At 72.0% G+C, this 17,857-nt stretch carries 17 protein-coding genes; 11 read left to right on the top strand and 6 right to left on the bottom strand.

The genetic code is table 11. The features are described from left to right. Nucleotides 1-107 precede the first annotated feature (107 nt). Both ACFWZ5_RS09135 and ACFWZ5_RS09140 read right to left on the bottom strand, forming a co-directional pair. Nucleotides 108-1,889, bottom strand: coding sequence for a galactose oxidase-like domain-containing protein (locus tag ACFWZ5_RS09135; RefSeq protein WP_384787479.1), 1,782 nt, complete (start codon nt 1,887-1,889; stop codon nt 108-110). A 123-nt stretch (nt 1,890-2,012) separates the two neighbouring features. Further along, nucleotides 2,013-2,738, bottom strand: a complete 726-nt coding sequence (locus ACFWZ5_RS09140; RefSeq protein WP_384787483.1) for a response regulator — start codon at nt 2,736-2,738, stop codon at nt 2,013-2,015. A 423-nt stretch (nt 2,739-3,161) separates the two neighbouring features. Here ACFWZ5_RS09140 and ACFWZ5_RS09145 point away from each other — a divergent pair, with 423 nt between their 5' ends. Further along, a complete protein-coding gene (locus tag ACFWZ5_RS09145; protein ID WP_384787486.1) occupies nt 3,162-4,430 on the top strand; it encodes a globin domain-containing protein in 1,269 nt (422 codons plus the stop codon). 78 nt (nt 4,431-4,508) lie between these two features. Here ACFWZ5_RS09145 and ACFWZ5_RS09150 read toward each other — a convergent pair whose 3' ends face one another. The 3 genes from ACFWZ5_RS09150 to ACFWZ5_RS09160 form a co-directional block, all read right to left on the bottom strand. Then, entirely contained in the window at nt 4,509-5,165 is a 657-nt protein-coding gene (locus ACFWZ5_RS09150; protein ID WP_384787489.1) for a DUF4360 domain-containing protein, read from the bottom strand. A gap of 375 nt (nt 5,166-5,540) precedes the next feature. Then, nucleotides 5,541-6,647 (bottom strand): FAD-dependent oxidoreductase, encoded by a 1,107-nt coding sequence (locus ACFWZ5_RS09155; protein WP_384787492.1) that lies wholly within the window; start codon nt 6,645-6,647, stop codon nt 5,541-5,543. A 184-nt stretch (nt 6,648-6,831) separates the two neighbouring features. After that, nucleotides 6,832-7,725: an NADP-dependent oxidoreductase gene (locus ACFWZ5_RS09160; RefSeq protein WP_384787495.1), complete on the bottom strand. Its 894-nt coding sequence runs from the start codon at nt 7,723-7,725 to the stop codon at nt 6,832-6,834. A gap of 70 nt (nt 7,726-7,795) precedes the next feature. Between ACFWZ5_RS09160 and ACFWZ5_RS09165 the strand changes: the two genes are divergently transcribed. Beyond that, on the top strand, nt 7,796-8,386 hold the full coding sequence (locus tag ACFWZ5_RS09165) for a TetR/AcrR family transcriptional regulator (protein ID WP_384787498.1): 591 nt from the start codon (nt 7,796-7,798) through the stop codon (nt 8,384-8,386). A 25-nt stretch (nt 8,387-8,411) separates the two neighbouring features. Here the strand turns inward: ACFWZ5_RS09165 and ACFWZ5_RS09170 are convergent, their stop codons facing one another. Beyond that, the gene (locus tag ACFWZ5_RS09170) at nt 8,412-8,972 is read right to left on the bottom strand and encodes a cysteine hydrolase family protein (RefSeq protein WP_384787501.1); all 561 of its coding nucleotides are present in this window, start codon (nt 8,970-8,972) and stop codon (nt 8,412-8,414) included. Between the two features lie 243 nt (nt 8,973-9,215). Between ACFWZ5_RS09170 and ACFWZ5_RS09175 the strand changes: the two genes are divergently transcribed. The 9 genes from ACFWZ5_RS09175 to ACFWZ5_RS09215 all read left to right on the top strand — a co-directional run bounded on the left by ACFWZ5_RS09175 (nt 9,216) and on the right by ACFWZ5_RS09215 (nt 17,746). Continuing rightward, nucleotides 9,216-9,878: a hydrolase gene (locus ACFWZ5_RS09175; RefSeq protein ID WP_384787504.1), complete on the top strand. Its 663-nt coding sequence runs from the start codon at nt 9,216-9,218 to the stop codon at nt 9,876-9,878. A 5-nt stretch (nt 9,879-9,883) separates the two neighbouring features. After that, the gene (locus tag ACFWZ5_RS09180; protein ID WP_384787507.1) at nt 9,884-10,405 is read left to right on the top strand and encodes a DoxX family protein; all 522 of its coding nucleotides are present in this window, start codon (nt 9,884-9,886) and stop codon (nt 10,403-10,405) included. 142 nt (nt 10,406-10,547) lie between these two features. After that, nucleotides 10,548-11,132, top strand: a complete 585-nt coding sequence (locus ACFWZ5_RS09185; RefSeq protein WP_384787510.1) for a Dps family protein — start codon at nt 10,548-10,550, stop codon at nt 11,130-11,132. Beyond that, nucleotides 11,132-12,589 carry a dihydrolipoyl dehydrogenase family protein gene (locus ACFWZ5_RS09190; RefSeq protein ID WP_384787513.1) on the top strand — a complete coding sequence of 486 codons (1,458 nt, stop codon included), beginning with the start codon at nt 11,132-11,134 and terminating at the stop codon, nt 12,587-12,589. Before ACFWZ5_RS09185 ends, ACFWZ5_RS09190 begins: the two co-directional genes overlap by 1 nt. A gap of 189 nt (nt 12,590-12,778) precedes the next feature. Continuing rightward, nucleotides 12,779-13,600 carry an alpha/beta fold hydrolase gene (locus ACFWZ5_RS09195; protein ID WP_384787516.1) on the top strand — a complete coding sequence of 274 codons (822 nt, stop codon included), beginning with the start codon at nt 12,779-12,781 and terminating at the stop codon, nt 13,598-13,600. Between the two features lie 48 nt (nt 13,601-13,648). After that, nucleotides 13,649-14,611, top strand: coding sequence for an alpha/beta hydrolase (locus tag ACFWZ5_RS09200; protein ID WP_384787519.1), 963 nt, complete (start codon nt 13,649-13,651; stop codon nt 14,609-14,611). Beyond that, nucleotides 14,608-16,494: an amidohydrolase gene (locus tag ACFWZ5_RS09205; RefSeq protein WP_384787522.1), complete on the top strand. Its 1,887-nt coding sequence runs from the start codon at nt 14,608-14,610 to the stop codon at nt 16,492-16,494. Before ACFWZ5_RS09200 ends, ACFWZ5_RS09205 begins: the two co-directional genes overlap by 4 nt. 31 nt (nt 16,495-16,525) lie before the next feature. Then, nucleotides 16,526-17,287: a GPR1/FUN34/YaaH family transporter gene (locus ACFWZ5_RS09210; protein ID WP_384787525.1), complete on the top strand. Its 762-nt coding sequence runs from the start codon at nt 16,526-16,528 to the stop codon at nt 17,285-17,287. Between the two features lie 105 nt (nt 17,288-17,392). After that, complete coding sequence (locus tag ACFWZ5_RS09215) at nt 17,393-17,746, top strand: hypothetical protein (RefSeq protein ID WP_384787635.1); 354 nt, start codon at nt 17,393-17,395, stop codon at nt 17,744-17,746. The last annotated feature ends 111 nt before the right edge of the window (nt 17,747-17,857 follow it).

A 17,857-nucleotide genomic window follows, 5' to 3' on the forward strand; every position in this document is an offset into this window, starting at 1 on the left:
GGTCAGGGTGATGTCCCGTGGACGGTCCTCGCCGACCCGGAGGGCAATGAGTTCTGCGTCCTCGCACCGCTCTGACGCAGTCCGCCATGGGCCCTGGTGTATCGCGGTCACGTGTCCTGTGGCGAGACCACCACGATGTCCGTGCCGTACGACGGGAGCCCGAGGGGGTTGCTCCACTCCCGGAGGGTGAAGAGCAGATAGGGGCCCGGGGGCATCACCTTGTTGTTCGGCGGCACGGTGATGTTCAGTACGTTGCCGCCCGTGTGCGTGAAGGCCAGCTCGATCAGCCGCTGGCCCGAGTCGAACGCATGGGTGCAGGTGCCGCAGCCCACCATGACCACGCGGTCGATCTCCTCCGCGTACGTACCTTCGATGGGCACGGTGGTTCCCGGATACAGCAGGCTGGGCGCCTTGGTGATGTAGGGGCGCTCGGTCTCGGGCACGGCGTGGTACCACGGCTCGAAGATCTCGATGTCGAGATTGCGGTAGTCGTCCGCGGGCGGCACGGCGTCGACGACCGACTGGGCGGCGTCCTTGTTGGAGCCGGCGGTCCACACGCGGCCGTCCGGCATCAGCAGGGCCACCGAGTGGTAGTTCCGCGCCGTGGCGGCCGCCTCGCCCGGACCGTCCAGGACGGACCAGGTGTCGGTGTAGGGGTTGTAGACCTCGGGCTCGTGCACGGCCGCGCTGTCCGGCGGAGCCGGTGCGTTGGGTACCGGCAGGGGCTTGTAGTCGATGCCGCCGGTCATCACCACCTCCCCGGTGGGGAGGAGCGTGGCGTTCGCGTGGAGACGGCTCTTGTTCGTGGCGCGCTGTCGTGTCGGGCGCCACTTCCAGCTGCCGGGGGCGGCTGTGGGCTTCCACCCGTTGAGGGTGAGGCGGTAGGGCGTCCTGTTGGCGCCTCCGCAGATCAGCACGTCGCCGGTATAGGTCTTGGGCTTGTTCCGGCTCGCGGCGTTCGCGGGTTTCTCGCCCAGGGGAAGCAGCACGGAGGTGGAGCTGTAGCCGCCGTAGTCCATCGGAGCGTCGTCCGCCGTGGGAAACAGCGCGACAGCGGTGAACGTCCCGCCGAACGGTCCCACGTCCGGTTGGAAGCTGAACGTGGTGGGCGGCCGCGAGTCGGTGGTCAGTGCCTGTAGCCGCTCGGGGAGCCGTTCCCTGGGGTAGTGCGTCGGGTTGGAGCAGAGGATGTCACCGGACGGCAGGAGGTGGACCCGCGGGTACAGCGGCTGTGCGTGTTCGAGGTAGTACCCGTGGGCGGACGGATCGCTGTACGGCGCGAGGAAACGCCAGGTTCCCTGCGGCTCCGGCTTGCGGGTGAACACCTCGGGGATGTCGTTGTTGTGGTTGAGGTCGCTGGGACCGGGATGTCCGGAGAAGGCGATGACGTCACCGCTGGGCAGCGCGATGAGGGTCGGATACCAGCGGCCGCCGGTCCGCTCGGGAGTGGGCTGGGGGTCTTCCTTGTCCGGTCCCTTGACCAGGCCGCTGATGTTCATCGCGGCCACGGACTGCCAGTCCCAGCCGCCGCTCCCCGTCGCGAAGTCGGGCGAACTGAAGATCGCCGCGTCGCGCAGTCCGGGAAAGTGGTGCTGGTGGAATCCGGTCGGCAACAGAAAGCGTTCGGTTCCGCCGGCGACGAGCAGCTTCACGACATTGACGGCGCCGAGAAAGGCGTGGCCGGAACAGAAGGAGTCGAACGTCGGCGACGGCAGGGTCGCCACCGCGGAGGACCCGCAGTCGAAGAGCCGCGTGGCATCGAATGAGTGGGCCTGGTTCTGCTTCCCGCTGTGCTGGTCGCCACCGAAGTAGAGGATCTTCCCGAATCCGACGTACGCCGCGTGCACGGCAAGGATTTCGGCGTGTTCCGCGAGACGTTTCCAAGGCATGCGGACTCCCGAGCGAGGGACGAGGGGCACCAGCATGGCTGGGTGGGAGCCGGAATCGGGGGAGCGACGTGTGGGCAGCCAGGTGATGCCGGACGCAGGGCGGTCCCCCCGGACCGGGGCGGGCTACGCGTTCCCCAAGCCTCGCCGCTCCCGCTGTTCCCGCTGCTCGCGTTGGCCACGGATGCGGCCGGCGATCACCGCTGCCTGGACCCGGCGGCCCACGCCCAACTTGGCGAGGAGGGTGGAGACCCGGTTCTTTACCGTCTTCTCCGCAAGGAACAGCCGCTCGGCGATCTGCCGGTTGGTCAGCCCCTCGCCGATCAGCTCCAGGATCTCTCGCTCCCTGGGCGAGAGCCGCTCCACCTCGGGTGACTCCGGCGGCTCTTGGGGGCCGCGCAGGCGTGCCATCACCCGGGCCGTCGTACGCGGGTCGAGCATCGACTTGCCCGACGCCACCGTGCGCACCGCCGTCACCAGCTCCGAGCCGTTGATCTGCTTGAGGACGTAACCGGCGGCCCCGGCCATGATGGCGTCGAACAGCGCCTCGTCGTCGTCGAACGACGTCAGCATCAGACAAGCCAGGTCCGGCATCCGGGCCCGTAGCTCCCGGCACACCTCGATGCCGCCGTGGTCGCTGCCCTTGTCGTCTCCGAGACGCACGTCCAGGACCGCGACCTGCGGGTTCGTGGCGGGCACCCGAACCAGCGACTCCCGGGCGCTGCCCGCCTCGCCGACCACCTCGATGTCCTCCTCGGCGTCGAGGAGGTCCCGCACGCCCCGGCGCACCACCTCGTGGTCGTCGAGGACGAAGACACGCAGGGGCGCGGCGGGCGGGGACTGCTGGTTCATGGGGAACTCGCTCAATGGGCAGGGGCAGGGGCAGGGGCAGGCGGGGGAGGTGGGGTGCCGATCAACTGACGGACGGTTCAGTATGCCCGCGCGCCCGACGATGGCGCGAGGAGGGCCGAACGGCCCTGGGGATAGGGCCGTTCGGCCAGGTCAGCGCGGTGCGATACTGACGCGCCCGCTCAGCTGGACAGGCGGACCGGACCGACCCCGCGCGGGCCGGGCCGCCTGCCTGCCCGGAATTCCCCTCGCCGATTTCGCCGATAAGGAGTCGCGTTCATGCCACGTCTCCCCAGACATTTCCCTGGCCCCGCCCCGTACGCCGTGCCCGGGTCCACGGCGGTGTGCGGCGCGTGGACGAGGGGGTGTTGAGCCATCAGCACGGGCAAGGGTGAGTACCACGCGCTCCTCGCGCGGCACGAGGCGATGCGCCTGCGGCAACGACTGCTGTCGCCGAGCCAGTCCCCAAGTCGGTCTCCAAGCCAGTTCCCGAGCCAGTCCCCGAGCCAGTCCCCGAGCCAGTCCCCAGGCCGGGCCCCGGAGACCGGGGGCGGGAGCCGGGCGTCGTACGACGGCACGGCCGACCGGCGGATCATCACGCGCTGCCTCGACCTCGTGACCCCTTTCGAGGACCTGATCTCCCACCTCTACGAGGCGCTGTTCGAGCGGCACCCCTATCTGCGCGGGCTGTTCCCCGAGTCGATGGAGTTCCAGCGGGCCCACCTGGCACGGGCCTTCTGGTACCTGATCGAGCACCTGGGCCGGACCGACGAGATCGCCGCGACCTTCACGCAGCTGGGCCGCGACCACCGCAAACTCGGCGTGCGCCCCGCCCACTACGAGGCGTTCGAGGCCGCGCTGTGCGAGGCGCTGCGTCACCAGGCCGGGCAGCAGTGGTCTGAAGCCCTGGAGCAGGCGTGGCTGCGCATGCTGCGGTTCGCCGTCGCGGCCATGGTCCAGGGTGCGGAGGCCGCCCTCCACGAACCGCCGTGCTGGGAGGCGACCGTCACCGCCCATGAGCCGCGCACCCCGGACGTCGTGGTGCTCCGCGTCCGCCCGCACGAGCCCTACCCGTACCGGGCGGGCCAGTACGCGGCCGTGGAATCCCCCCGACTGCCGCACGCCTGGCGTCCGTACTACCTGGCCAGCGCCCCGCAGCCGGACGGCGAGCTGGAGTTCCACGTCCGGCTGTCCGGCGTCGGCGGGGTGAGCGAGGCGCTGGTGCGTCACACACAGTGCGGCGACGTCCTCCGACTCGGCCCCGCGCGCGGGGTGTTGACCTTGGACGGCGGGCCGGTGGACCAGGTGCTCCTGGTGGCTTCCGGCACCGGCTGGGCCCCGATGAAGGCGCTGCTCCAGGAGTTGGAGGGGCGGCGGGCTCCGGGAGCCCGTGTCCGGCTGTTCCTCGGCGCCCGTACACCGCAGGAGCTGTACGACACCGCGTACCTGACCGATTTGGAGCGCCGCCGGCCGTGGCTGAGCACGGTCCCGGTGATCGGCGAAGGGGCGGGAGCTGACGCGTACGGGCAGATCGCCGAGGCGGTGGTCCGGCATGGCGCTCTCTCCACGTGCCTTGCCCTGCTCGGCGGGCCACCCGCGATGGTCCATGCCGTGGCGGCCGACCTTGCGGACGCGGGCGTACCGGCCGACCGCATCCGCCACGACCCGCCGCCCGCCCTGCCGCGGTCCGGCTGAGGGCGAGCGCCGCACCTGCGCATGCTGGAGGCACCGCCTTGCAGGTGGTGCCTCCAGCCACTCGTTACGAGTCCCTGCCTACGAGCTCGGGCACCGCTTCCAGGCGAGTGTGTAGACGCTGCTGACCTTGGCGTCGGTCGAGTCCATGGTCATGAAGCTGGTCTTGTCGGAGTCCGAGGCCCCGAGGAGGACCCGCAGCTCCGTGTTGACGTTGAGGTTCCGCTGGGCGCCGCACGGTGCCCAGTCCAGTTCCTCCCAGGGTTTGGAGTCGGTGGCCTGCCAGTTGTCGCCGTAGGGTCCGCGCCAGCGGTGGCTCTCGGACGTGGTCTCGGACGAGCCCTGGAAGTAGTACGACGCCTTCTCCATGCCGGTCACGCCGGGATGCAGCCAGGCGTATCCGCGGTAATCGGCGCTCGCGATCGCGTAGGTGTAGTCCACCGGGGCGTGTACGACCAGGCTGAGCTGGCAGTTCTTGCGGAAGTCGACGGGGTCGGACTGGTCTCCCGCGCTGGCGAGGTAGTCGCTGTAGGTGACGGTGAACGCCGAGTTGTCCGGGGCGGCGGCCACGGCGACCGTCCCGTTGCGGCAGCCGGAGCCGTTGACTGTGGCGACCTCGACGCGGATCTTTTCGGGCGGTTGGGGAGGAGTGGGGACGTCCTGGGAGGTGCTGGGTGGAGCCAGAGCCATGGCGAACAACGCTGTCAGCGCGCCGCTCGCGAGAAGTCCACCGGCCATGGTTTTCCTATCGCGTTGATGGGGCCTGAATCCTGAAATGTGACGTGAGCGGTTTCAGGAGAAGGGGGCACAGACCCACGACAAGTCATGGGGTGCGTGCCAAGCGGGCGGGCATGGGGGACGAGCGGGCCGCCCGCTGACTGAGGGCCTCAGGCAGACGTATGGTACGTACCAAGAGTGCGGCTGCCTAGCACAAGTTCGGCCATCAAGGGGAGTCGGACACGCCGTGGCTGAGTGACTTCGTCAAGGCACGGTGAGGACGATCTTGCCGCGGGCGTGGCGGGCGTGGCGGGCGTGGCGGGCGTGGCGGGCGTGGCGGGCGGCGCCGTACGTGGCAAGTCATTCAGCAGGAGAGTGCGTTCAGCAGGAGAGTTCTCAGCCGGTGAAGAAATCGATCATCGCCTGGGGCGTGGGGTGGTGGGCGACTGCGGCGGCGGCCGTGGCGCCGCGGGGGAACAGCTCCCGCTCGTACTCGGTGAGAGCGGTCTCGATGTCGCCGGGGTGTGCGGCGAGGGCCTTTCCGAGTTCGGCGCCGTCCTGCAGGGCAAGGTTGGCGCCTTCGCCGTTGGGCGTGGCGAGATGGGCGGCGTCGCCGAGCAGGGTCACTCCCGGAACCCGGTCCCAGTGGTGGCCGACCGGCAGGGCGTGGAGGGGGCGCAGGACCGGCGCGGTCCGGCCCGCGGTGATCAGGGCGGTGAGTTCCGGCGCCCAGCCGTCGTACTCCTCCGCGATCCGCGCGGCGGCCGCCGCGGCGTCGGTGAAGTCGATGGTGGCGAACCAGTCCTGCGGCTTGGTCAGGGTGATGTAGGCGTGGAGGGTCCCGCCCCTCTCCCGGTGCGCCACGAGCCACTTCCCGTTCCCGTCCGGGTCGAGCGCGACGAGCGTCCCGCCGCCGACCGCTTTCGCGGTGGCCGGGTGCCGGGTGTCGGCGTCGTGCAGGGAGGTCTCGACGAAGGACCGGCCGACGTATGCGGGTGTGGCGTCGGAGAGCAGCGGCCGGACTCGTGACCACGCGCCGTCCGCGCCGACCAGCAGGCTCGTGACGACGACGGTGCTGTCCGCGAAGGTCACCTCGTGGCGGCCATCGGCGAGGGCGCGGACCCCCGTGGCCCTGCGGCCCCATCGGACGGTGCCGTCGGGGAGCGCGTCCAGCAGGATCTGGCGCAGCTCGCCGCGCTGTACCTCGGGGCTTGTGCCGGTGCCGTCGTCGGCCTTTTCGAACAGAACGGTCCCGTCCCGGGTGAGCAGCCGTGTCGCTTGGCGGCCCGCCAGGATGAGGCCGCGGAACTCGTCCATCAGGTGGGCTGCTGTGAGGGCGAGTTGGCCGTTGTGCTCGTGGATGTCGAGCATCCCGCCCTGCGCACGCGCCGTCGGTGAGGGCTCCGCCTCGTGGACCGCGACCGGGATGTCGTGGAGGTGCAGGACGCGGGCCAGTAAGAGGCCGCCGAGTCCGGCGCCGATGATCGTGACAGGAGTGTGCATGGGGCTCCTTGTGTGTCGCACACCTGCCGGTGGGCCCCGGCAGGATCGCTGGCTGGCTGGCTGGCTGGCTGGCAGGAAGGCAGGAAGGCAGGAAGGCAGGAAGGCAGGAAGGCAGGAAGGCAGGAAGGAAGGAAGGAAGGCAGGAAGGCGGCCTGCCGGGCCGTGCCGGCGGGCGGGGGACGGCTCAGACGACGATGACGCGGCGTCCGCGCGTGTGACCGGCGTGGCAGTCGATGTGCGCGGCCGCGGCCTCGGCGAGCGCGTACGACTTCTCGACCGGGATGTGGAGCTTGCCCCGCGAGATGAGGTCGACGGCCTCGGCGAGGGCCCCCGGCACGTCCCCGGTCACGCCGGAGAACCGGGCGCCGAGCTCCGGCGCGCGGAGGTCGGCGATGGAGATCACCTTCCCCGCATCCCCGGTCAGTTGGACGAGTTCGCGGATCACGCCCGAACCCGCCAGGTCGAGCGCCGCGTCGACCCGGCCGAGCTGCCGCACCCGCTCGACCCAGCCCTCGCCGTACGTCGTGGCGACGGCGCCCAGGTCACGTAGATAGTCCTGGTTCGCGGCCCCGGCCGTGCCGATCACCGTGATGCCGCGGTCGCGGGCGATCTGCAGGACCGCCGATCCGACTCCTCCGGACGCGCCGCTGACCAGCAGCGTCTGCCCGGATCGCACACCGGCCTGGCGCATGATGCGCAGCGCGGTCTCCACCACGGAGGGGTACCCGGCGGCCTCTTCGAACGTCAGGCCCTCGGGCATCCGGGCCCAGGCCGCAAGCACGGCGAACTCGGCGTACGTACTCGAGCCGCGCCCGAGGACGTGGTCACCGACCTCGACCCCTTCGACGCCCGCACCCACCTCGTCCACCACGCCGGAAGCGTCCTGCCCGACGCCGGCAGGCAGGGCGACCGGCCGGACCTGCTGGAACTGCCCTTCACGGATCCGCCAGTCGACGGGGTTCACTCCCGCCGCGCGCACGGCGACGCGTATCTGCCCGGGGCCCGCGTGGGGCTCCTCGGCGTCCACGAGGTGCAGTACGTCCGGACCGCCGAACTCGGCGAAGCTCACTCTCTTCATGCCGACGAACGTAACACTAACGGTTAGGGTTTTAGAACGGTTATGGCTTTGCATTTGGTAGCGTCAGGGCATGACCGTGCCGACGACCGGACGCCGTGAGCGCAAGAAGGCCGCGACCCGCCAGAAGATCGCGGACACCGCCCTGCGGCTCTTCCTGGAACGCGGGTACGACGCGGTGGGCATCCGTGACGTGGCCGCCGAGGCCGACGTGGCCGTCACCACGCTCTTCTCCCACTTCGCCTCGAAAGAGGCCCTGGTGTTCGAGCAGGACGACACCTTCGAGCAGCGCCTCACGCAGGCGGTCACCGACCGGGCGCCGCACGAGCCGCTCATCCCCGCGCTGCGCCGCGAGATCCAGGCCATGGTCCGGCACTGCACGGCGGACGGCGCCGCCCCGATCTACCGCATGATCGACGAGTCCCGTGCCCTGCGGGAGTACGAGGAGTCGATGAGGCTGCGCCATGCGGAGTCGCTGGCAATGGCCATCGCCGCCGACCCCGACCTGTCACGGACCACGACGGCCTGCCGGACCATCGCCAGGTTCGTGATCGACGCCTACTCGCTGGCCCGTGACGCGCGCGACCCGGAGGCCGCGGTGGACGAGATCTTCGAGATGGTCGAGGCGGCCTGGGAGGCCACCCGCCCCTCTCGGCCCGCGTGAGGAACTGTTCCTTCAGGCCGCACCCCTACTGAGGCGCGACCGCCTTGACCCAGTCGTCGACGGCGACGACATCCGCCCACTGCGGGAAGAGCCGCTCGACGAGGACCCGGTGCACCTCTGGATCGGGGTCCAGGCAGGCGTCGGAGAGGACCGTGAGGCCGAAGTCCAGGTCGTTCGCCTGGCACACGGTGGACAGCACCACGGCGCTGGTGGCGATGCCGGTGAGGACGAGTCTTTCGATGCCGCGGGCCCTCAACACCACGTCGAGGTCGCTGCCCGAGAACGCGCTCGCCCGCCTCTTGGTGACCACCACGTCGCCCGGCCGGGGCGCGACGTCGGGGTGGATCTCGGTTCCCGGCGCGCCCTCGACGTAGAGGCCGGCCCGGGCGATGGCGGCGAGAGGCTTGTTGCGCGTGCCGACTTCGGGGAAGCCGGGGCGCAGCGCGATGACCACGTAGATCACGGGGATGTCCGCCGCGCGGGCCCCGTCGATCGCCCTGCGCAGGCGCGGCAGATATCCGGAGCCGTCGTCGACGAAGTCCACGATGGCCTGCTGGACGTCCATCACGAGAAGGGCGCTGGTCATGTCGCCTCCAGGAACGAAGTCGGTTCGACGCGAAGTCGGTTCGGCACGAGGTCGGTTCGGCGCCGCGACGAGCCGGGTGCTGATGATCGGATACTACGTGGCTGGCCCTGGGCGGGTTGTGCGCTGGGGTGCCAACTCCTGGGCGCGGGGAGGAAAGTCGGGCGGTCGGGGCGGCCGTAGCTTCGGGGGGTGCCGGGCCGCGGACGCGGTGGGCGCGCTACCGATTGCTTGAAAGGACCCCTCATGTTCGACATCACCAAGGTGCAGGCCGCCCCCAGTTCGGACCTCCTCACGCCCGACAACTCGGTCATGCTCTTCGTGGACCACCAGCCGCAGATGTTCTTCGGCACGGGGAGCGGCGACCGCGCCGCGATCATCAACAGCACCGTGGGTCTCGCCAAGGCGGCCCGGGCGTTCGACGTGCCGGCCGTCCTGACCACGGTCGCCGCCGAGTCCTTCTCCGGGCCGCTGCTGCCGCAGCTCGCCGAGGTGTTCCCCGGGCACGACGTCATCGACCGTACGAGCATGAACGCCTGGGAGGACGAGGCGCTCGTGGCGGCGGTCAAGGCGACCGGACGCAAGAAGATCATCCTGTCCGGCCTGTGGACCGAGGTCTGCCTGGTGCTGCCCGCGCTCTCCGCCCTTGAGCAGGGCTATGAGGTGTACGTCGTCTCCGACGCGTCCGGCGGCGTCAGCCCCGCCGCCCACGAGCACGCGGTGCAGCGGATGATCGCCGCCGGCGCGGTCCCGGTGACCTGGGTCCAGGTCCTCCTGGAGCTCCAGCGCGACTGGGCGCGCCAGGAGACGTACGGCGCCGTCATGGAGATCGTCAAGGCCCACGCGGGCGCGTACGGCCTGGGTGTCGTGTACGCGCAGAGCGTCATCGGCGAGCACGCGGCCGGCTGACAGCCTTGGACACCGGCATTCTGATCCTGCGTCTGCTGGCGGGTCTGCTCGTCGCGGGCCACGGGGTCCAGAAGATCAGCTCGCACCTCGGCGGGAAGGGACTCGAGGGCGGCACGGAGGAGTTCCGCGCCGACGGCTTCCGGGGCGGGGCCCTGACCGCCCTCGCCGCGGGCGGCGGCCAGATCGGATCGGGTCTGCTGCTCGCCGCCGGATTCCTCACCCCGCTCGCCGCGACGGGGGTCATCGGGGTCATGACGGTCGCTCTCACCGTGAAGTGGCACAACGGCCTCTGGGTGCAGAACGACGGATACGAGTACCCGCTCGTCCTCATCGGCACCGCCGCCGCCCTCGCCGCCACCGGACCCGGCGACTGGTCCCTCGACGCGGCCCTCGGCCTCACGCCGTACCCGCTGTGGTGGGCGGCCGTTGCGCTCGTGGCCGGCCTCGGCAGCGGGCTGCTCACCCGGCTCGTCCTGCACCGGCCGGCCCCGGCCGCGGTGCGGCCCGCCGCCCGCGGCGGGCGCTGAGCGCGCGCCGCACAGACCGGGCCCGGCCGCTCCGCGCCCCCCGACCGGACGGCCGGGCCCTCCCTCTCCCCTTCCCCTCTCCCCTTCCCCTTTCCCTTTCCCCTTTCCCTTTCCCCGACCAGGAGTACGTCAGGAGCACATGATGGACACCGCGACCACCGCGTCCCCACGCGGCGGCGGACAGCCGCTGCTGCACCAGAAGGGCGCCGAGACCCAGGCGTTCGGCACGCTCAAGCAACTGCCGATCGGCCTCGGCCACGACACCCGCATGTACGCGGGCCAGCGCCTCAACCGCGTACTGGCCGATACGCAGATCCTGTACTCCCTCTACAAGAAGCACCACTGGCTCATGCGCGGGGCGACCTTCTACTCGCTCCACCTCATGCTGGACAAGCACGCCGAGGCCCAACTGGCCATCGTGGACGCGCTGGCCGAGCGGATCCAGGCCCTCGGCGGCGTCGCGGTCGGAGACCCGCGGCACGTCGCGGAGCTGACAGCCATTCCCCGGCCGCCGGACGGCGTGGAGCCGGTCCCCGTCATGCTGTCGCGGCTCCTCGACGCGCACGAGCGGATCCTGATCGACGCGCGGGACGCCGCCGCCCGGCTCTCCGCGGAGGGCGACGAGGGCAGCACCGACCTGCTCGTCTCCGACGTCATCCGCACCGGCGAGGCGCAGGTGTGGTTCCTGGCCGAGCACCTCGTGGACACCCCTTTGGTGCGCGGCTGATGAGGGCCGCACATACCGAGGAGCCACCTACGGAGGACACCTATGACGTCGTCGTGGTCGGCGGCGGTCCGGGCGGCGAGGTCGTCGCCGACCGGGCCGTCCAGTCCGGGCTGACCGCCGCCGTCGTCGAGGCCGACGCGGTCGGCGGCGAGTGCTCCTACCGCGCGTGCGTGCCCAGCAAGGCCCTGCTGCGTCCCGGCGCGGCCCGCGAGGCCGCGCGGTCGGTCGACGGGGCCCGGCAGGCGGTCACGGCAGCGCTCGACCCGGCACGCGTCCTGGCCCGCCGTGACCGCTTCACCGGCCGTGGCGACGACACGGGCCAGGCCGACTGGCTGAGCGACGTTGGCATCCCCCTCGTACGCGGCCACGGGCGGCTCGCCGGGGAGCGCCGGGTGGACGTGACCGGCGCCGACGGCACGGTCCGCACCCTGCGGGCCCGGCGCGCGGTCGTCCTCAGCCCCGGCACGGATCCCGCGCTGCCGCCGGTCGAAGGCCTCGACCGGATCGGGGTGTGGACCAACCGGCAGGCCACCACGGCCGATGCGGTGCCCGAGCGGCTTGTCGTGATCGGTGGGGGAGTGGTGGCCTGCGAGATGGCCACCGCGTGGCGCTCACTCGGCTCCGCCGTCACCCTGCTCGTCCGCGATCAGGCCCTGCTGACCGGCTGGGAGCCCTTTGCGGGCGAAGAGGTGGCCCGGGGCCTTGCCGACCTGGGCGTCACGATCCGCTTCGGGGTCTCGGCCACCCGGGCCGCCCGCGACGGGACCACCCGTACCGTGACCCTGAAGACCGACGACGGCGCCACCCTCGTCTGCGACGAGGTCCTCGCCGCCGTCGGCCGGCGCCCGCGCACCGACGACCTCGGCCTGGACACCGTCGGCCTCGCGGCCGGTGACTGGCTCCCGGTCGACGACACCTGCCGCGTCACCGCCCTCGACGGCGACTGGCTCTACGCCGTCGGCGACGTGAACCACCGTGCGCCGCTGACCCACGTGGCCAAGTACCAGGCCCGCGCCTGCGCCGCCGCGATCGTCGAGCGCGCGGTCGGCCGTCCGGCAGGCACCGGCGCCTGGCAGGCCTGGAGCGCGGAGGCCGACCGAGTCGCCGTCCCGCAGGCCGTCTTCACCCAGCCCGAGGTCGCGAGCGTCGGCCTCACGGAACGCGCGGCACGCGCGGCGGGCCTCTCGGTCCGTGCGGTGGAGTACCGCATCGACGGCGTCGCCGGGGCCGTGCTGCACGCGGACGACTACCGCGGCCGCGCCAAGCTCGTCGTCGACGAGACCCGAGGAGTTGTCGTCGGCTGCACGTTCACCGGCCCGATGGCGACCGAACTCATCCACACCGCCACCGTCGCCATCGTCGGTGAAGTCCCGCTCCAGCGGCTGCGGCACGCCGTTCCCGCCTTCCCGACGGTGAGCGAGGTGTGGCTGCGGCTGCTTGAGGCGTACGGGCTCTGAGGCGGCCTGCGCCCGATCGATCCGCCGGGCCCGCTCACCGCTCTCCGCTCTCGCCCCGAGGCCGCCCGCCGCTCTCCGCTCTCGCCCCGAGGCCGCCCACCGCTCTCCGCCCTCGCCCCGAGGCCGCCCGCCGCTCACCGTCCTCGACCGAGGACACCCGCCCCCAACTCACGCGACAAGGAACCACACATGCTTCCCGTGAAGTGCGCCCTCACCCTCGCCCTGCCCGCGACGCTCGCCTCCCTGATCGGTGCGGCCCCCGCGAGCGGCACGCCCGCCGCCGACACCGCACGACACGCTCCCAAGCCCACGATCGTCCTGGTCCACGGCGCGTTCGCCGACGCGTCCAGCTGGAGCGGCACGGTCAAGCGGCTGCGCCGCGCGGGCTACCCCGTCGTCGCCACCGCCAACCCGCTGCGCGGCCTGACCGCCGACACCGCCTACCTCCGTGGCGTGCTCGCCACCGTCGACGGGCCCGTCGTCCTGGTCGGCCACTCGTACGGCGGCGCCGTCATCAGCGGTGCCGCCGCGGGCAACAGCCGCGTCAAGGCCCTCGTCTACATCGCCGCGTTCACCCCGGACAAGGGCGAGAGCGCGGCCCAGCTGGCCGCCAAATTCCCCGGATCCACCCTCGGCGAGACGGTCAACCCGCAGCCGTACCCGCTGCCCGGCGGCGGCACCGGCAGCGAACTCGTCATCGAACAGGCCAAGTACCACCGGCAGTTCGCCGCGGACGTGCCCGCCGCCGACGCGGCGGTCATGGCCGCGACCCAGCGCCCGGTCGCGACCGCCGCACTGGAGGAGAAGGCCCGCACAGCGGCCTGGAAGACGATCCCGTCCTGGGCGCTCGTCGCCACCGCCGACAAGAACATCCCGCCCGCGGCGGAGCGGTGGATGGCCCGCCGCGCCCGCGCGCACACCACCGAGGTCGACGCGTCGCACGCCGTGCCCGTCTCCCGCCCGGCCGTGGTCACCGACGTGATCGTCGACGCCGCGCGCCGCACCCGCTGAAACCCGCACATGAGACCCGTCCCGCACACCCGCAAAGGAGCACTCGTCATGACAACCCCGCCGCCCCCGCCGACCCTCGAACCCGCCGCCCAGGCCTTCGCCGACGCCACCGCCGAGCCGCCGTACCTCTACCAGATCCCCGTGCCGGACGGCCGCAAGGCCGTGGACGACGTCCAGAGCGGTGAGGGCGTCGCCCTGCCCGCCGTCGACGAGGAGTGGGTCACCGTTCAGGGCGGTCCCACCGGCGGCGTCCGCACCCGGATCGTCCGGCCCCGCGGCGCCACCGGACCCCTCCCCGTCGTCCTCTACCTCCACGGCGCGGGCTGGGTCTTCGGCAATGCCCACACCCACGACCGGCTCGTCCGCGAACTCGCCGTCGGCACCGGGGCCGCCGTGGTCTTCCCCGAGTACGACCTCTCGCCCGAGGCCCGTTACCCGGTCGCCATCGAGCAGAACTACCGCGTCGCCCAGTGGATCGCCCGCGAGGGCCAGCACAAGGACCTCGACGGCAGCCGGATCGCCGTCGCGGGCGACTCGGTCGGCGGCAACATGACCGCCGCCCTCACCCTCATGGCCAAGCAGCGCGGCGACGTCCAGGTCCGGCACCAGGTCCTCTTCTACCCGGTCACCGACGCGGACTTCGACACCGACTCCTACCATCGGTTCGCCGAGGGCTACTTCCTGCGCCGGGACGCCATGAAGTGGTTCTGGGACCAGTACACGACCGACGAGGCCGAGCGCTCCCAGATCACCGCGTCGCCGCTGCGCGCCACCGCCGAGCAGCTCACCGGCCTGCCGCCCGCCCTGGTCATCACCGCCGAGGCCGACGTCCTGCGCGACGAGGGCGAGGCGTACGCGGCGAAGCTCCGCGCCGCCGGAGTCCCCGTCACCGCCCTGCGCGTCCAGGGGACCATCCACGACTTCGTCATGCTGAACGCGCTGCGCGGGACGCAGGCCGCGGAGCTCGCCATCGGTGTCGCCACCGCCGCCCTGCGCAAGGCCCTGTCATGAGCGGGCCCTCGACGAGCATGCCGGTGGCGGGCGTCGTGCCCGCCGCGCGGCAGGAAGACGCGCAGGCCGACCTCCTCGTACGCAACGCGAAGGTGTTCACCGGCGACCCCGGCCGCCCCGAGGCCCGCGCCGTCGCGATCCGCGGCGGCAAGGTCGCGGCCCTCGGCGACGACCACGACCTCGCCCACCTCGTGGGACCGGGTACGAAGGTCGTCGACGCCCTCGGCCGCCGAGTGATCCCCGGCCTGAACGACTCGCACCTGCACGTCATCCGAGGCGGCCTGAACTACGTACTCGAACTGCGCTGGGACGGGGTGCGCAGCCTCCGCCACGCCCTCGCCCTGCTGCGCGACCAGGCGGCCCGCACCCCCAAGGGACAGTGGATCCGGGTCGTCGGCGGGTGGACCGCCGAACAGTTCGCCGAACGCAGGATGCCGACCGTCGCCGAGCTGAACGCCGCCGCCCCCGACACCCCCGTGTTCGTCCTGCACCTGTACCAGTCGGCCCTGATGAACCGGGCCGCCGTGAAGGCCGCCGGATTCACCCGTGAAACGCCCGACCCGCGCGGCGGACAGATCGTCCGGGGCCGGGACGGCGAACCAAGCGGCGTCCTCCTCGCGGCGCCGAGCGCCCTCATCCTGTACTCGACCCTGGCCAAGGCGCCGACGCTCGACGAGGCCGACAAGCGGACCTCGACGCGGCACTTCCTGCGCGAGCTCAACCGCTTCGGGCTGACCTCGGCGGTCGACGCCGCCGGCGGCTTCCAGAACTTCCCCGACAACTACGCCACGGTCGTCGACCTCGCCGCGGCGGGGGAGCTGTCCCTGCGGATCGCCTACCACCTGTTCCCGCAGACGGCCGGTCAGGAACTCGCCGACCTGAAGCGCTGGATCGAGATGGTGAAGCCCGGCGACGGGGACGAGTGGCTCCGCCTCAACGGCGCGGGCGAGAACCTGACCTGGGCCGCCGCCGACTTCGAGAACTTCTCCGAACCCCGGCCCGAGCTCGCCGACGGGTACGAGGACGAGTTCGAGAAGGCCGTGCGGCTGTTGATGGAGAACGGCTGGGGCTTCCGGCTCCACGCGACCTACGACGAGACGATCCGCCGCGATCTCGCGGTCTTCGAGAAGCTCGCCGCGGAAGGTCTTTTCCCCGGCGACAACCGCTGGCTCTTCGACCACGCCGAGACCGTCTCCGCCGACAGCCTGGACCGGATCGCGGCCCTCGGCGGCGCCCTGTCGGTCCAGAACCGCATGTCCTTCCAGGGCACCGCCTTCCGCGACCGCTACGGCGCCGAGGCCGCCGCCCACACCCCGCCGGTCCGCGCCATGCTCGACCGCGGCCTGACCGTCGCCGCCGGAACCGACGCGACCCGCGTCTCCTCGTACAACCCCTGGGTCGCACTGCACTGGCTGGTGACCGGGCGCACCGTCGGCGGCACCGCGCTCTACCCGGCCGGGAACCTGATCGACAGGGAGATCGCCCTCGGCCTCTACACCCGCGGCGGCGCGCGCCTCACCGGCGAGCAGGACGTCAAGGGAATCCTGCGGGAGGGCTATTACGGCGACCTGGCGATCCTGTCCGACGACTACCTCACCGTGCCCGAGGCCGCCATCCCCGACATCGAAGCCGTGCTCACCGTCGTCGGCGGGCGCATCGTCTACGCGAGCGCGGAGTACGCGGGACTCGACGAGGCCGTGCCGCCCGTGAGCCCGGCGTGGAGCCCCGTGGCCCACTTCGGCGGCTACCAGAGCGGTGCCCGTCAGGCGTCGCTCGTGGCCGAGGCCGCGGCCGAGTCCGAGCAGCACCGCCGGTGGCGCGTCGCCCGCGGCTCCGCCGTCGACACGCCACCGCCGTTCGTCGACCCCTGCTTCGAGCACTGAACGTGCGCGCACCGAACGAGAGATCCACACGATGAGTACAGCTTCCTCTGCCGCCGCCGACGACGACGGGGCCGACGATGCGCCGGAGAGCGGGCCGAAGAGCGGGCCGGACGCGCCGCCGGGGCGCCGCTTCGAACCGGACCTGCGGTCGATGACCAGGATCAACCTGCGCCCCATCGCCTCACCCATGCCGCTGGGCTTCTTCACGGTGGCGATCGCCTCCGTGATGACGGGCTGTCTCCAGCTCGGGGTCTTCGAGTCCGAGGCCCGCGGCGCCGTCGCCCTGTGCGTGCTGCCGGCCTTCGCGCTGCAATTCCTGGTGAGCGTCCTGTCCTTCGGGGCCCGTGACGTGATCGCGGCGACGCTGATGGGCACGTTCGCGGGCAGCTGGCTGGCGTACGCGCTCGTCATGGTCAGCGGCGCGGCCGAGGGCCTTCGGGTCCTCGGCGTGTTCAACCTGGTGTTCCTCTGCTTCGGGGCGCTGATGGCGGCCGTGACGCGGCCCAAGCGCGCGCTGTGGTGCGTCTTGGTGGTCTCCCTGCCCCGCTGGGTGGCCACCGGCCTGTCGGGGCTGACCGGCGCCGAGTGGCTGACCCGCACGTCCGGCGCCCTGGGCCTCCTGGTGGCGGTCGTCGCGATGTACGCGGCGTTCGCGCTGATGCTGGAGGACATGCGCAGCGAGGAGGTCCTGCCCATCGGCCGCAGCGGCCCCGCCCACGCCGCCGTGGAGGGCGACCTGACGATCCAGCTGCGCAACGTCGAACGCCAGGCGGGCGTGCGCCGCACGCTCTGACCCCACCTCCTTCGTACACCTCCTTCGTACGCCCCCCTCCGCACACCCCCTCACCCACGCACCGAGGAGTGCTCCCATGCCCCAGCCGCCCGCCCCACCGTCGTCCTGGTCCACGGCGCCTTCGCCGACGCCGCCAGCTACGCCCGCGTCATCCCCGAACTGACCGCCACCGGCCTGGAGGTGGTGGCCCCGGCGGTGTCCAACCGGAGCGTGGTCGACGACGCGCTGGTCCACACCCCGTTCCCCGGGACCGGAGCCACCGGCACGGGCACCGACGGGACCGGCGCCGACGTCTCGGTGGCGGTCGACAGGTTCCCGGCCCTCTTCGCCGCCGACATCGACCCCGCGCTCGCCGGCATGACCACCGTCGAGGTCGACTCCTCGCACCTGGTGATGCTCTCCCAGCCCCAGGCCGTGGCCGACCTCACCCAGGACGCGGTCCGGTCCACCGCCCTGTGACCTGCGCCTCCGTGCGCGGGCCCGTGGCCCCCCCCCCCCCCGGGGGGGGGCGGCACCCCCCCGCCAGCCCCACCCCACGAACCATTTGTGGATGTTGTTGGGGCGCGGATA

The organism is Streptomyces sp. NPDC059003, assembly GCF_042740445.1.
Lineage (GTDB): Bacteria > Actinomycetota > Actinomycetes > Streptomycetales > Streptomycetaceae > Streptomyces.